Source organism: Pseudomonas sp. O230, assembly GCF_045447035.1.
Lineage (GTDB): Bacteria > Pseudomonadota > Gammaproteobacteria > Pseudomonadales > Pseudomonadaceae > Aquipseudomonas.
In genome coordinates, this window is sequence record NZ_JBJGXN010000005.1 from 43,116 (window position 1) to 57,073 (window position 13,958).

The following is a 13,958-nucleotide window of genomic DNA, read 5'->3' on the forward strand; positions in this document are numbered from 1 at the left end:
ACCGCGACAACTCAACGCTTGCGCAGAATCACGCTGCCAATCGAGTAACCGGCGCCGAACGAGCTCAGCACCGCCAGCGAACCCGCCGCCAGATCATCCTGATTCTTATGGAACGCAATCACCGAGCCCGCAGAGCTGGTGTTGGCGTAGGTGTCGAGAATCACCGGGGCTTCTACTTCAGTGGCTTCGCGGCCCAGCAGTTTCTTCACGATCAAGTGGTTCATGCTGAGGTTGGCCTGGTGCAGCCAGAAGCGCTTCACGTCGCCGACGTTGAGCTGGTTCTCTTCCAGGTGCGCGCCGATCAGCTCGGCAACCATCGGGCAGACTTCCTTGAACACCTTGCGGCCTTCCTGCACGAACAGTTTGTCCTTGGCGCCGATGCCCTCTGGCGCCGCGCGGTTGAGGAAGCCGAAGTTGTTGCGGATGTTGTTGGAGAACTTGGTCAGCAGCTTGGTGCTGACCACGTCGAACTGGTACTTGGACGTTGCCAGGTCGGCGCGTTCGATGATCACCGCGGTGGCCGCGTCGCCGAAGATGAAGTGGCTGTCACGGTCACGGAAGTTCAGGTGACCGGTGCAGACTTCCGGGTTGACCATCAGCACTGCCCGGGCCTGGCCCAGTTGCACGCTGTTGGCCGCCGCTTGAATGCCGAAGGTCGCCGAGGAGCAGGCGACGTTCATGTCGAAACCGAAACCCTGGATGCCCAGCGCTTCCTGAACTTCGATGGCGATGGCCGGGTAGGCGCGTTGCAGGTTGGAGCAAGCGACGATGACACCGTCGATGTCCGCCGCGGTTTTGCCGGCACGCTGCAAGGCTTGTTCGGCCGCACCGATGGCCATTTGGCAAAGCACCGACCACTCGTCGTTCGAGCGCTCCGGCAGGCGTGGCGCCATGCGTTGCGGGTCGAGAATGCCGTCCTTGTCCATGACGAAACGGCTTTTGATGCCGGACGCTTTTTCGATAAACGCGGCGCTCGATTCGGTCAATGCCTCGACTTCACCACGGGCGATGGCGTCGGCGTTGTCGGCGTTGAACAGCGCGACGTAAGCGTTGAAAGACTGCACCAGCTCTTCGTTGGAAATGCTGTTGGCCGGGGTGTACAGGCCGGTGCCGCTGATGACGACGTTATGCATGGTCGTTTCTCTAATCTGTTCAGGCAGAAAGTGTTGGTACCGACGTACCAACACACAAAGGGTCTATTCCCGTCAGAGGAATCAAACCTGGCATCGCTTTATTCCGTTCCGCCCGAACCTTAAGAGGCTCAAAACCGCGGGGCCGGCGTTTATAGGCGCGAAGTTTGCCATAAACATTGGGGTTTGGCCCTATTGGCGAGCTAAGGGACCTTACGATTCTGGAATTGACGGATGGGGTATGACGAACGCGCAGGAGCCAGCTTGCTGCGGGCGGCGCTCCGACGATGGCGTCTTTGAAATCGCCATCGCCGGCAAGCCGGCTCGTACAAGGTCATTGTCAAGGCTCGACCTGAGTCCACTGCTTGTTCAGGCGTTTGTCCGAGATCGGCACCTTCGTCCCCAGCTGTTGGGCAAACAGCGAAACCCGGTATTCCTCCAGCCACCAGCGATACAGCTCAAGCTGCGGATCTCGCTTGCCTTCCTGAGCGTGTTTGTTGGCGCGGGTCTGGTATTGAGTCCAGAGACCGGACAACTCACCACTCCAGACCCGATCCTTCTGCACCTGCGCAGCCAATTTCTCGAAGCGCTGCTCGATGGCTTTCAGGTATCGCGGCAGTTCCTTGAGCCACGGCATCGGCGTTTCGCGGACGAAACCCGGATACACCAGATGACTGAGCTGCTGTTTGATGTCATTCAGCGCCACAGCCTGCGCCAGATCGATCTTGCCCTTAAAGCGTTTCTGCAGGCCGTGCCAGAGCTTGAGAATCTCCAGGGTCAGCTTCGCCAGACGCTCGGCATGTTCGGTCCAGCCGCCACGTTTGCGCTCGGCCAGCGCCGCCAATCCGGCGCCATCACGCGGTAACGGGTCTTCGCCGTCGAGGATACAACTGTCGAGACTGGCCAGCAGAATGTCTTCCACCAGACTGTCGACGCGCCCCATGTCGCGGTACATCAAACCCAGCTCGGTCAGGCCCGGCAACTTGCCACGCAGGAACTTCGCCGGCTCCGCCAGTTGTTGCATCAGCAAGCGCTGCAACGCGCGGCGATGCTGGAACTCGGCTTCGGCCGGCGTCGAGAACCGTCCTTCCTTGACCGTGCCGGCCTCTTCGACCAGCGCCGGATACACCGTCATCGACAGCCCGGCAATCTTCTGTTGGGTCTTTTGCGCCACGGCGGCGAAGACTTTCGCCTCCACCGGTTGCTGACTTTTCGCCGTTTGCGGGACGGCCAATGCGGCCTGACTGGCCTCTGCGAATCGCGCGGTGAGTTCCGCCAGATCCCGCCCTTCGCCAAGGAACTTGCCCTGGCCATCGACGATTTCCAGGTTCATCCGCAGGTGATTGTCGACCTGCTGCGCCGCTTCCGCCCAGGCTTCATCGCTGACTCGCGCTCCGGTCATGCGCAGCAACTCGCGACCCAACGCTTGAGGCAACGAGCCCTCGGCAAAGGTCATGCGCTGCAACGCAGCCCTGACGAAATCCGGCACCGGCACGAAGTTTTTGCGCAGCGCCTTGGGCAGGTTGCGCACCAAGGCAATGCACTTGGCTTCGATTACACCGGGCACCAGCCACTCCAGGCGTTCCGGCGGCAGCATCGGCAACAGCGGCGCCGGCACCCGCAGCGTCACGCCGTCACGCGGGTGGTTCGGTTCGAAGTGGTAACTCAATGACAGCTCCAGATCACCGATGTGCAAGGTGTCCGGGTAATGCAACGCAGTGACTTCGCTGGCCTCGCGAGCCAGCACGTCTTCTTCGCGCATGATCAGCAGTTGCGGGTCTTTCTGGCTGTTGACCCGATACCAGCTGTCGAAGGTCGCAGTCTGGTGAATCTCCGCCGGCAGCCGCGCATCGTAGAAGGCGAACAGGGTTTCCTCGTCGGCCAGAATGTCGCGACGGCGGGCCTTGGCTTCCAGCTCGTCGAGCTGTTCCAGCAGTTGCTGGTTGGCCGTCAGGCACTTGGCTTTGGATTGAATCTCGCCGCGCACCAGGCCTTCACGAATGAAAAACTCACGGGACACCACCGGGTCGATCGGCCCGTAATGCACCGGCCGGCGACCGACCACGATCAGCCCGAACAACGTGATCTGCTCGAACGCCACGACCTGCCCGCGCTTCTTTTCCCAATGGGGTTCGAAGTGGTTTTTCTTGATCAGGTGCCCGGCGAGCGGCTCGATCCAGTCGGCGTCGATCTTGGCGACCATGCGCGCGTAGAGCTTGGTGGTTTCCACCAATTCTGCGGTCATCAGCCATTGCGGACGCTTTTTGCCCAGGCCCGATGACGGGTGAATCCAGAAGCGCCGCTGGCGGGCGCCGAGGTAATCGCCTTCATCGGCTTTCTGCCCGATCTGACTGAGCAGGCCCGAGAGCACGGCTTTGTGCAGTTTGGGGTAATCCGCCGGCTCTTTATTGAGGCTCAGCTGCATGTCGCGGCAGATCAGGCTCAACTGACGGTGCGAATCGCGCCACTCGCGCAACCGCAGGTAGTTGAGGAAATTCTTGCGGCACCAGTTACGCAGCGGACTGGCGGTCAACGCCTGGCGCTGTTCTTCGAAACCACGCCACAGATTGACCAGCCCGGCGAAATCCGAGTCCACGTCCTTCCATTGGGCGTGCGCCTGATCCGCCGCTTGCTGACGCTCCGGCGGACGCTCGCGCGGGTCTTGAATCGACATTGCACTGGCGACGATCAGCACTTCCTGCAAGCTGCCGAGTTTCGCCGCTTCCAGCAACATGCGGCCCATGCGCGGGTCCACCGGCAGGCGCGCCAATTGGCGGCCGAGCGGCGTCAGTTGGCTGTTGCGGTCCACTGCCGACAGCTCTTGCAGCAGGTTGAAACCGTCGCTGATGGCCTTGCCATCCGGCGGCTCGATAAACGGGAAATCGGTGATCTCGCCGAGGCGCAGGTGCAGCATCTGCAAAATCACCGCCGCGAGATTGGTTCGCAGGATTTCCGGGTCGGTAAATTCCGGACGCCCGATGAAATCTTCTTCGCCGTACAGGCGGATGCAAATACCCGGCTCGACCCGACCGCATCGACCTTTACGCTGGTTGGCGCTGGCCTGGGAAATCGCTTCGATGGGCAGGCGCTGAACCTTGGCGCGATAGCTGTAACGGCTGATGCGCGCGGTGCCGCTGTCGATCACGTAACGAATGCCCGGCACGGTCAGCGACGTTTCGGCGACGTTGGTCGCCAGCACCACGCGACGCCCCGGGTGCGACTGGAAAATCCGCTGCTGCTCGGCCGGCGACAAGCGTGCGTACAACGGCAGGATTTCGGTGTGCTTGAGTTGCGCCTTGCGCAGCATGTCGGCGGCGTCGCGAATCTCACGCTCGCCGGGCAGGAACACCAGCACGTCGCCGGGGCTCTTGCGCTCGCTGCGTTCGAACGCGGCGATTTCGTCGAGGGTCGCGAGGATCGCCTGATCCACGGTCAAATCATCCTCGACGCGGTTGCCCTCTTCATCCTGCTCCAGGGTCAGCGGTCGGTACCAGGTTTCCACCGGGAAGGTGCGGCCGGAGACTTCGACAATCGGCGCATCGTCGAAGTGCTTGGAGAAGCGCTCCAGGTCGATGGTCGCCGAGGTAATGATGACTTTCAGGTCCGGACGACGGGGCAGCAGGGTTTTCAGGTAACCGAGCAGGAAGTCGATGTTCAGGCTGCGTTCGTGGGCTTCGTCGACGATGATCGTGTCGTAGCGCTCGAGGTAGCGGTCGTTCTGGGTTTCCGCCAGCAGGATACCGTCGGTCATCAGTTTGATCAGGGTGTTGGAATCGCTTTGGTCCTCGAACCGCACCTGATAGCCGACCAACGCGCCCAATGGCGTCGCCAGTTCTTCGGCAACCCGGCTCGCCACGCTGCGCGCCGCAATTCGACGCGGCTGGGTGTGGCCGATCAGACCGTGCTGACCACGACCGATTTCCAGGCAGATCTTCGGTAACTGGGTGGTTTTGCCCGAACCGGTTTCACCGGCGATGATCAGCACCTGATGCTTGAGCAGCGCTTCCTTGATTTCATCGCGCTTGGCGGCGATTGGCAGGCTGTCGTCGTAACGAATCACCGGCAGGCTGGCGCGCCGCGCCAACACCTGATCACAGGACGCCTGCATGCGCGTCACCCACTGGGCGAGCTTGGCCTCGTCGGGTTTCTTGCGCAGCTCAAGCAACTGCCGCCGCAGCCGGTGGCGGTCGGCGAGCATGGCGTGATCGAGGTTTTTCAGCAGTTTGTCGAGTGAAGGCGATTCGTCAGTCATCAGGTACGCAATAAGTCGTCTAGTGGCGCAGGGGGCGGATTGTCGCAGATTTGGCGGCATAAATGAGCGCTGCGATATTTCGACGGACCACGGACCGGTAGGAGCCCGGCTTGCCGGCGATGGCGTCCGTGAGATCGCTATCGCCGGCAAGCCGGGCTCCTACCGGTCCGGGGTCGCCCACACAGCGTTATTCGTTATCGAGGCCCTTGCGCCGATACGGGAACACGTCGATCACTTTGCCGGCACGAATCGCCTCTTGCAGGCTTTTCCAGTAATCGGCGTTGTACAACTCGCCATGCAACTGATCGAACAAGCGCCGCTGCGCGGAATCGGCAAACAGAAACGGCGGGAATTCCTCGGGGAACACATCCAGCGGCCCGATCGAATACCACGGTTCGGACGCCATCTCATCTTCCGGCGTGCGCGGCTGCGGGATGTGGCGGAAGTTGGCTTCGGTCAGAAAGCAGATCTCGTCGTAGTCATAAAACACCACGCGACCGTGCCGGGTGACGCCGAAGTTTTTCAGCAGCATGTCGCCAGGGAAAATATTCGCCGCCGCCAGTTGCTTGATCGCCAACCCGTAATCCTCCAGCGCCTCGCGCACCTGATCGTCGTTGGCATTTTCCAGGTACAGGTTCAACGGCGTCATCCGCCGTTCGGTCCAACAGTGGCGGATCAACACGGTATCGCCCTCCACCGACACCGTGGACGCGGCGACATCCAGCAATTCGTCCAGACACGCCGGTTCGAACTTGCTCAACGGAAAGCGGAAATCGGCGAATTCCTGGGTATCGGCCATGCGCCCGACGCGGTCGACGCTTTTCACCAGCCGGTACTTCTCGATCACCGTCGCGCGGTCGACGTTCTTCGACGGTGAGAAACGGTCCTTGATGATTTTGAACACGGTGTTGAACCCCGGCAGGGTAAACACGCTCATGACCATGCCGCGCACGCCGGGGGCCATGATGAACTGGTCGTCGGTGTTGGCCAGGTGGTTGATCAGCGCCCGGTAAAATTCGGATTTGCCGTGTTTGTAGAAACCGATCGAGGTGTACAGCTCGGCGATGTGTTTGCCCGGCAGGATCCGCCGCAGGAAACCGATGAATTCCGCCGGCACCGGCACATCGACCATGAAGTAGGAACGGGTGAACGAGAAGATGATCGACACGTCCGCTTCATCGGTGATCAACGCATCGATCTGAATCCCACGGCCCTCAAGGTGCAGCAGCGGAATCGCCAGCGGCCATTGCTCGTCGGTGGTGTAGATGCGCCCGACCAGGTAAGCGCCCTTGTTGCGGTAGAGCACCGAGGAAAACAGCTCGACGCTCAGTTCCGGGTCCTTGCACACCCAATCCGGCAGGTTCTCGCGCAGCTGCGCTTCGAGGCGGTGCAGATCGCCCGCCAGGTCGGCGTAATCCTCGCTGAAACGGTAGTCGGCAAAAATGCTCGCCAGCATGTCGGACAGCTTGCCCTGGGGCTTGTAGGTGCGGGTTTGCGCGGCACGGGCCCGGCGCAGGCTTGGCCGGGTGGTGTGGATGAACATGCAGCCATCGCTGATCAGGTCGTGGCTGAACAGCCCACAGAAGATCGAGTTGTACCAGGTCTCGGACAACTCATCGTCGAAACGCAGGTCGATCAGGCTGATGTAGGCGCTTTTGACCAGCGGCCAGCAGCTGACATCCAGCGTGTCGGCGTCGAACGCGATGCGCAGCCGGTCGACCGTTTCGCTGACTTTCTCTTCGTAGAGGTTGATCCGCGCCGCGGAGGCGACTTGCGCCTCCTGCCACTTGGCCTGCTCGAAGCGCGCCCGGGCGCCGTCGGTGATCTGCCGGAAATGCTCGCGGTAATCGTCAAAGCCATCGAGGATCATTCGGGCGATGTCGGCGGCTGGCCATTGCTGCGGCATGGTGAGACCTCTGCGGGAATTCGGAAGGCCTGAGCTTAGCCAGTGAAGCGGGTAAAGGAGAAGTGGAATTTACTTTCGATGAGACACAGCGGCCAGACAAAACAGGAAAGCGGAGTACGTAATTTCGGAATAGCCCTACAGCCGACGATTGAACTCGCCGCTAGCGTGTGCTTTTTTTTAAATAAAGTACGGACGCTTTTATCATGTGTGATTGCCCCCAATGCCGCCGCGCCCGTAGACCGACCCAGGACGAAATACGCCGCCAAGAAGCGGACAGTTTGCGCTACGAACTAGCTCAGGCTCGCGATGAAGCCCGACGTAATGCAACACCCCAACCACCACTCGCCAAGCCGGGAATTCGAGGCTGTGTATTCGCCAAATCCTGCGGGTTGCCAGAAGGCGTAATCAATCACAGCAGCCCCAGCGGGTTCATTCCCATGGAGTTACTGACGCAATATGGCTCCTTCGCTGTACTCGGCAGCGGCTCGGCCAACGCAGCGCTGGCATGGATCGGTGGCTCCAGCAGCGCCACGGCCCTGACCGGACGCCTTGGCGGGACTTTGACAGCCGAGCCGGCGAATCTGGATATTCTCGCCCTTGTGCTCGTGTCAAACCTGACCTCAACCGACTGCGCGCTGTATACCCTCGATCAATACACAACGCTCACGACCGCCAAGACCCGCGTGCGACTCCATGTCGAGCGACTCGCGGATGATTCGGTTCGCGCTTATGGCTTCTATACCGGCAAAAACAAGGATTGGGAAAACGTGCCCGTCATTGCGGCGACCGCTGTGGGAGAACGCTTTGTCGTTGAATTAGGACAAGGCGTCAAGTTGACCTGGGCACCCGCCACCGCAGCGCCCATGCCGATGGTGAAAGATACGCAGCCGTTGCCGCCGGTTTGGGTGTACCCGCCGACGGAAACTGCCAAAAAAATCCTCGGTAAGCCGGTCTTTCCGCCGGATTACCAAGACATGGTGATTTGGTTTCCGAACACCGAAATCCCGCCGTTCTACATTTCCTTTTGCATTGCACAGTCCTGCCCTCATCCTGACATGATGGAAGATGTGGCGGGTTACATTGCTGGGGAGATGAATCGAAACATCCATGATCCCGCTGTTTTGGAGATGAGACAGCTGATTGACTACGATCACAACTCGGCGGCGAAAGAATTTGCGCAGCTACCATGGCCTGCTCGTATGAACGGCTCACCTGACTTCGCCGGCATTGCAAAAGCGAAGAAAGTTGCAGCCGCAGCGATCTGGACGCGAAAAGTTGGCCAGGATCAGGAATGGGATCACAAGCCAAAACTTCTAGCGATGTACGACGAAAACGTTTGGCACAAGCACGGTAAGTACGCGTACTACTACGATATTTGGTCGAACATTCATTATGGATATGTGGGCATGGCCGGTGGCCTTTCCGAAAGCGTTTTATTGGATGGTGCCGGGGCTGAGCAGATAATTTCAGATGCTAAAAGGAAGGTTTTAGAGGTAGCAAAAAAACCTAAGGAACAATGGGAACTGCCCGGCCCAAATCGGTCAGCAGATATGGATGGCCTAAGGGCCTGGGATGATGTTCCCGACCGAATATCAATCAGCATTGGCGTGAAGCTGTATCGCCAACATCCTGATGGAGGCGTGACCGCCAAAATAATCATGGACGAAGTGTTAGCAGTAACACCCGACGCGTGGGGAAAGGGAGTCAAAATACATGCATGTAAACAAACCTAACGTCCGATACGGGCGCTGGGTACTACTTATTCTCGTTATCCTTCCACCGGCATTTTTGTATCTAGCCTCTCCGGTCGTAGCGGTCAATTTTTCACCAAATGGTAAGGAAGAATTCCAATACGTTTGGAACACTAAGAACAGAATCCATAGAGGTGATATTAAGCATGGCGGTTCAGCGGTTGAGTTCGGCTACATATTCCCTGATGAAAATTTTTTTATGAGGTTCGATTGGTGGACTGACAAAGGTTTTCAGAGGTGCATCGATATCACGCCCAAATGGGGCATGACGATAGACGTCTATCTCGATCAAGCAGGTAGGATCGACATAGCTAAAACTGCCCCTGAGGTTATTGCTCGGCTAAAGCAATGCAAGGGTGAGACTGACCCTTTCAATCTTTAAGCTACGATCGCTACCAGACGAGAGTGAGATTTCGCGAAACATAATCAGCTTTCCAAACGGACGCTGACCAAAAATGCACCGAAATATCGACCTTGTGATTTCGATGCCCAGTTAGCGGTTGCGAACACCAGAGCTCTCGGCAACACTCTCGTCCCCATCAAGGAAGGAGTGCGCCGTGAGCCCCGTCGATACTGTTCGTTTACTGTCGCTGGCAGCCATCTGGGGTGCGAGTTTCCTGTTCATGCGCATCATTGCCCCGGTGATCGGCTCGATTCCCACGGCGTTTTTCCGCGTGTCGATTGCGGCGCTGGGGTTGCTGGTGATTCTCGGGCTGATGCGTATCAGCTGGGATTTCAAGGGCAAGCTGAAAACCGTGATGCTGCTCGGGGTGATCAACTCCGGGATTCCCGCGACCCTCTATTCCGTGGCGGCCCTAGTGTTGCCGGCCGGTTACTCGGCCATCTTCAACGCCACCACGCCATTGATGGGCGTGTTGATCGGCGGCCTGTTCTTCAGTGAACGACTCACCGCGGCCAAGCTGGGCGGGGTGTTCCTCGGCTTGTTCGGCGTTGGCATCCTGACCCGCGCCGGTCCGGTGGCGTTCGATTGGACGCTGTTGATGGGCGCCCTCGCCTGCTTGCTCGCCACCACCTGTTATGGCTTCGCCGGATTCCTCGCCCGCCGCTGGCTCGATCAGGCCGGGGGGCTCGACAGTCGTCTTTCGGCACTGGGCAGCATGCTCGGGGCGACCTTGTTCCTGTTGCCGCTGTTCGGCTACAGCGTGATCAGCCAGCCACCGGCGAGCTGGGGCGGCTGGAATGTGTGGCTGTCGTTGCTGGGGTTGGGGCTGGGCTGCACGGCGTTTGCGTACATCGTTTACTTCCGCTTGCTCAGCTCGATCGGGCCGTTGAAATCGATGACAACGACGTTCCTGATTCCGCCGTTCGGGGTATTGTGGGGCGCGTTGTTGCTGGATGAGCCGTTGTCGATGGCGCACATTTATGGCGGGGTGTTGATTGCGGCGGCGTTGTGGTTGGTGTTGAAGACTTCGGTGGTGAAGAAGATTGGACACAGCAATGCTGGCAACGCCTGACATTTATTTTCAGGATTGCCACAGTGTTTTTTCGCGAGCACGGCGATGCCCGAATTCCTGATGCCAATGTGATCCACAGTCGACTGCGTCTGCGCCAACTGCGGTTGATGCTGGCGTTGCAGGAATTCGGCTCATTGCGCCGCGCCGCCGATCACATCGGCATGACCCAACCGGCCGCGACCAAGATGCTGCACGAGGCCGAGGACTTGCTCGGCGTCGAGCTCTTCGAACGCTTGCCTCGGGGCATGCGCTCCACCCCGTTCGGCGAAACCGTCATTTACTACGCACGCATGGTGTTTGCTGAACTGAGCGGCATGCGTGAAGAGCTGGTCGCACTGGAATCCGGCAACCTTGGGCGCGTCGCAGTCGGCGCGATTCCGGCGTTGGCTTCAGGGCTGTTGACCCGCACCATCGCCACCTTGAAACAAAGCCATCCTCGGTTGTCGATGAGCATTCAGGTCGACACCAGCGACGTACTGGTACAGGCGCTGTTGCAGGATCAACTGGACATCGTTCTGGGACGGATTCCGGCCGGTGCACGGGCCGAAGAATTGCTGTTCGACAGCCTCGGCGAGGAGGCGTTATGCGTGATTGCCGGCGCGCAGAACCCGTTGGCGAAGGAGAAAAACCTGAGCTGGGCGGAGTTGCAGAACATGACCTGGGTGCTGCAACAGCAACCAAGTCCGATGCGCGCGATCATCAATCAGGTGTTCCACAATGCGCGGGTCGACATCCCCAGCAGCATCGTTGAAACCACGTCGATCATGACCTTGCTCTCGTTGATTCAGCAGACCGACATGCTCGGCGTCACGCCGGTATCGGTGGTCGAGGATTATCCGGGACGGGATTTGCTGGCGGTATTGCCGATCAAGTTTGAAGCACGGCTGCCGCCGTATGGGTTGATTACCCGGCGTCATCGCATTCAGTCGTCGGCGATGCAGGCGTTCATGAATTCGGTGCGGGCGGAGCATGCGCTGAGCAAATAGACATTAACGCAAACTCTGTAGGAGCCAGCTTGCTGGCGATGGGACCAATGAGCCTTGCATCGCACCTGATAACGCCATCGCTGGCAAGTCGGGTCGCCGCATCGCAGCTCCTACAGTAGAACGTGTACAACCAGGCGGGGCGCTTTACCCGGTTTTACGGAACACAAACACCAGTCCGACAATGATCAACAGCATGCCGAGCATGCTTAACGTCGCCAGTTTGTTGCCGAAAAACAGATAGTCCATCACCGCAGTCACCGCCGGCACCAGGTAAAACAGACTGGTGACGTTCACCAGGTTGCCCCGGGCGATCAGCCGATACAGCAACAACGTCGCCAGCACCGACACCACCAGCCCCATCCACAACACCGGCACGATAAAGCCGCTGCTGTGTTCGAAGTGAAACGGCTGGAACGGCACAAAGATTCCGCACAGCAACAACCCCGCGAGGTACTGCACCGGCAGCGTACCGAGGGGATTTTCCGTGATGCGTTTCTGCATGATCGAACCGAACGTCATGCTCGCCAACGCCAACAAACCGAAAAGCATCCCGGCCAATGACATGCCGGCCAAGCCGATGCCCTGGTAAACCACCATGACCAGACCGGCCAGGCCCAGGGTCAGACCGAACATTCGGCTGGCTGAGCGCTGTCGCTCCATGATCACCACCGTGAGAATCGGCTGCACGCCCATGATCGTGGCCATCACCCCCGGCGTAACTTTCAGGTCCAGGGCCAGCAGATAGAAAATCTGATACGCCCCCAACAACACCACACCCGTGGCCATTGCATACAGCATCGGTTTGCCACGTTTGGGCAATTTCAGCTTGAGCAATGGCACCAGCAGCACCAACCCACACAGAGCGATGGCAAAGCGAATCAGCAGAAAAGCGAAGGGCGACGCGTGGGCGAGCCCCCATTTGGAGAAGATCGCCCCGCTGCTCCACAGCAGAACGAACAGGCTCGTGGACGCCGCCGCGAGCGCGGATTTTTTCGAAAGGACAAACATCAAGACCACCTGTAGTCAGGCAAAAAGCCAACTCAGCCGAAGCTGAAATTCAGTAGTTTTTTCAGGCTGGCACGGGTCACAGCAAACAGAAGCTGATCAGCCCGAAACGCCAACGCCCGGCGGTGATACGACTGCGTACACCGGCGTGCTACAGACAGGTGGGGGGTAATGACTGATCTGCGCAGGCTGCTGATTCCCGCACGGCACGACGCCAGCGTGGACCGCTGAATCGACTACCGCGTTGATGAGGGAAGCTGGCATGGGCTGATCTTTTTTGGTGAGGTGGACGGTAGGTTGGAAATTACCGAGCGCCGACTATAACCAGCGGGCGACATAAATTGCAATAACTTGGACAACAACAGCCGCGACGGTCATTCAAGGCGAAAAACCTGACGCACTCACCGGGCACTTTGGATTTATTGGCAAAAAAAACCGCTCCAAAAAGAGCGGTTTTTTTCATCTGGAAAGCGAATCACCCAAACAACCAATACCCCAACAACGTCAACACCACCACTGCCAGCACCGGCCGCAACACGCGGTAGGCTTTAGGATGGCGGCGCTTCCACTGCTTGACCACGCCGCTGACCTTGTCGCTGGAGTTCTTGCTCCACGCATAGGCGCGGTTGATCCCGCCGACACGTTCATCATCGAGGTTCTGCGGCGCCGTGGCGCGACCGAGCAGGCCGCTGATCCAGCGGTTGAGGCGGGTCATGACGCGGTTGCTCAACGGACGCTCAATGTCGCAGAACAGAATGACCCGAGTCTTCTCGGTTTCGTTCTTGACCCAGTGCACGTAGGTTTCATCGAACATCACATCTTCACCATCACGCCAGGCGTAAACCTGACCGTCGACGAAGATGCGGCAATCATCGGAATTGGGCGTCGACAATCCCAAGTGATAGCGCAGGGAACCGGCGAACGGATCACGGTGCGGGTTGAGATGACTGCCACCCGGCAGCAAGGCGAACATGGCGCCTTTGACGTTGGGAATGCTGCTGACCAGGGCCACGGTTTTCGGACACAGCGCTTCGGCCGATGGCAGGGGTTTGTCGTACCACTTGAGGTAGAAACGCTTCCAGCCTTTCTTGAAGAACGAGCCGAAACCGGCGTCGTTGTTCTTTTCGGCAGCGCGAATGTAGCCCTCGTCAAACAGGTGCATGGCTTCGTCACGGATGACTTGCCAATTGTCCCTGAGCACATCAAGTTCCGGGAACTTGCTGCGATCCAGATAGGGTTTGGACGGCACGCTGGAGAACAGGTACATCAGGGCGTTGTACGGTGCGAAAAGAGCGGAATGGTTGACGAACTGACGCAAGACCGGCAAACGCGCCTTGCCGCGCAAGTGCACATAGAGAGTGCTGCCGAGGAACAGCAGCAACAGCGACGCCTTCGCGGCAAAGGAAAAGGTCATCTACAACTCCTTGAGGATTAACAACTCTGCACGACGCCA

The 13,958-nt window shown here is 58.9% G+C and carries 9 protein-coding genes; 4 read left to right on the top strand and 5 right to left on the bottom strand.

Annotation, left to right across the window (positions count from 1 at the left end; all coding sequences use genetic code 11):
• Nucleotides 1-11: 11 nt before the first annotated feature.
• The 3 genes from ACI77H_RS11485 to aceK all read right to left on the bottom strand — a co-directional run bounded on the left by ACI77H_RS11485 (nt 12) and on the right by aceK (nt 7,288).
• Nucleotides 12-1,133 (bottom strand): beta-ketoacyl-ACP synthase III, encoded by a 1,122-nt coding sequence (locus tag ACI77H_RS11485; protein WP_407012017.1) that lies wholly within the window; start codon nt 1,131-1,133, stop codon nt 12-14.
• Between the two features lie 337 nt (nt 1,134-1,470).
• Nucleotides 1,471-5,382, bottom strand: a complete 3,912-nt coding sequence (hrpA, locus tag ACI77H_RS11490; protein ID WP_407012018.1) for an ATP-dependent RNA helicase HrpA — start codon at nt 5,380-5,382, stop codon at nt 1,471-1,473.
• Between the two features lie 187 nt (nt 5,383-5,569).
• A complete protein-coding gene (aceK, locus tag ACI77H_RS11495) occupies nt 5,570-7,288 on the bottom strand; it encodes a bifunctional isocitrate dehydrogenase kinase/phosphatase (protein WP_407012019.1) in 1,719 nt (572 codons plus the stop codon).
• 278 nt (nt 7,289-7,566) lie between these two features.
• Here aceK and ACI77H_RS11500 point away from each other — a divergent pair, with 278 nt between their 5' ends.
• The 4 genes from ACI77H_RS11500 (at nt 7,567) to ACI77H_RS11515 (ending at nt 11,500) form a co-directional block, all read left to right on the top strand.
• Nucleotides 7,567-9,021 carry a polymorphic toxin type 44 domain-containing protein gene (locus ACI77H_RS11500; RefSeq protein WP_407012020.1) on the top strand — a complete coding sequence of 485 codons (1,455 nt, stop codon included), beginning with the start codon at nt 7,567-7,569 and terminating at the stop codon, nt 9,019-9,021.
• Nucleotides 9,002-9,421, top strand: a complete 420-nt coding sequence (locus ACI77H_RS11505) for a hypothetical protein (protein WP_407012021.1) — start codon at nt 9,002-9,004, stop codon at nt 9,419-9,421. Before ACI77H_RS11500 ends, ACI77H_RS11505 begins: the two co-directional genes overlap by 20 nt.
• Before the next feature lie 175 nt (nt 9,422-9,596).
• Nucleotides 9,597-10,514: a DMT family transporter gene (locus ACI77H_RS11510; RefSeq protein WP_407012022.1), complete on the top strand. Its 918-nt coding sequence runs from the start codon at nt 9,597-9,599 to the stop codon at nt 10,512-10,514.
• Nucleotides 10,515-10,537: 23 nt separating this feature from the next.
• A complete protein-coding gene (locus ACI77H_RS11515) occupies nt 10,538-11,500 on the top strand; it encodes a LysR family transcriptional regulator (protein ID WP_407012023.1) in 963 nt (320 codons plus the stop codon).
• A gap of 144 nt (nt 11,501-11,644) precedes the next feature.
• Here ACI77H_RS11515 and ACI77H_RS11520 read toward each other — a convergent pair whose 3' ends face one another.
• Together ACI77H_RS11520 and ACI77H_RS11525 are read right to left on the bottom strand one after the other, a co-directional pair.
• Nucleotides 11,645-12,508 (bottom strand): DMT family transporter, encoded by an 864-nt coding sequence (locus ACI77H_RS11520; protein WP_407012024.1) that lies wholly within the window; start codon nt 12,506-12,508, stop codon nt 11,645-11,647.
• Nucleotides 12,509-12,980: 472 nt separating this feature from the next.
• Complete coding sequence (locus ACI77H_RS11525) at nt 12,981-13,919, bottom strand: aspartyl/asparaginyl beta-hydroxylase domain-containing protein (RefSeq protein WP_407012025.1); 939 nt, start codon at nt 13,917-13,919, stop codon at nt 12,981-12,983.
• Nucleotides 13,920-13,958 lie beyond the last annotated feature (39 nt).

Bases quoted from the DNA above. Each gene is read 5' to 3' on its own strand.
- ACI77H_RS11485 (WP_407012017.1), bottom strand. From the start codon at position 1,133: ATGCATAACGTCGTCATCAGCGGCACCGGCCTGTACACCCCGGCCAAC.
- hrpA (WP_407012018.1), bottom strand. From the start codon at position 5,382: ATGACTGACGAATCGCCTTCACTCGACAAACTGCTGAAAAACCTCGAT.
- aceK (WP_407012019.1), bottom strand. From the start codon at position 7,288: ATGCCGCAGCAATGGCCAGCCGCCGACATCGCCCGAATGATCCTCGAT.
- ACI77H_RS11505 (WP_407012021.1), top strand. From the start codon at position 9,002: ATGCATGTAAACAAACCTAACGTCCGATACGGGCGCTGGGTACTACTT.
- ACI77H_RS11520 (WP_407012024.1), bottom strand. From the start codon at position 12,508: ATGTTTGTCCTTTCGAAAAAATCCGCGCTCGCGGCGGCGTCCACGAGC.
- ACI77H_RS11525 (WP_407012025.1), bottom strand. From the start codon at position 13,919: ATGACCTTTTCCTTTGCCGCGAAGGCGTCGCTGTTGCTGCTGTTCCTC.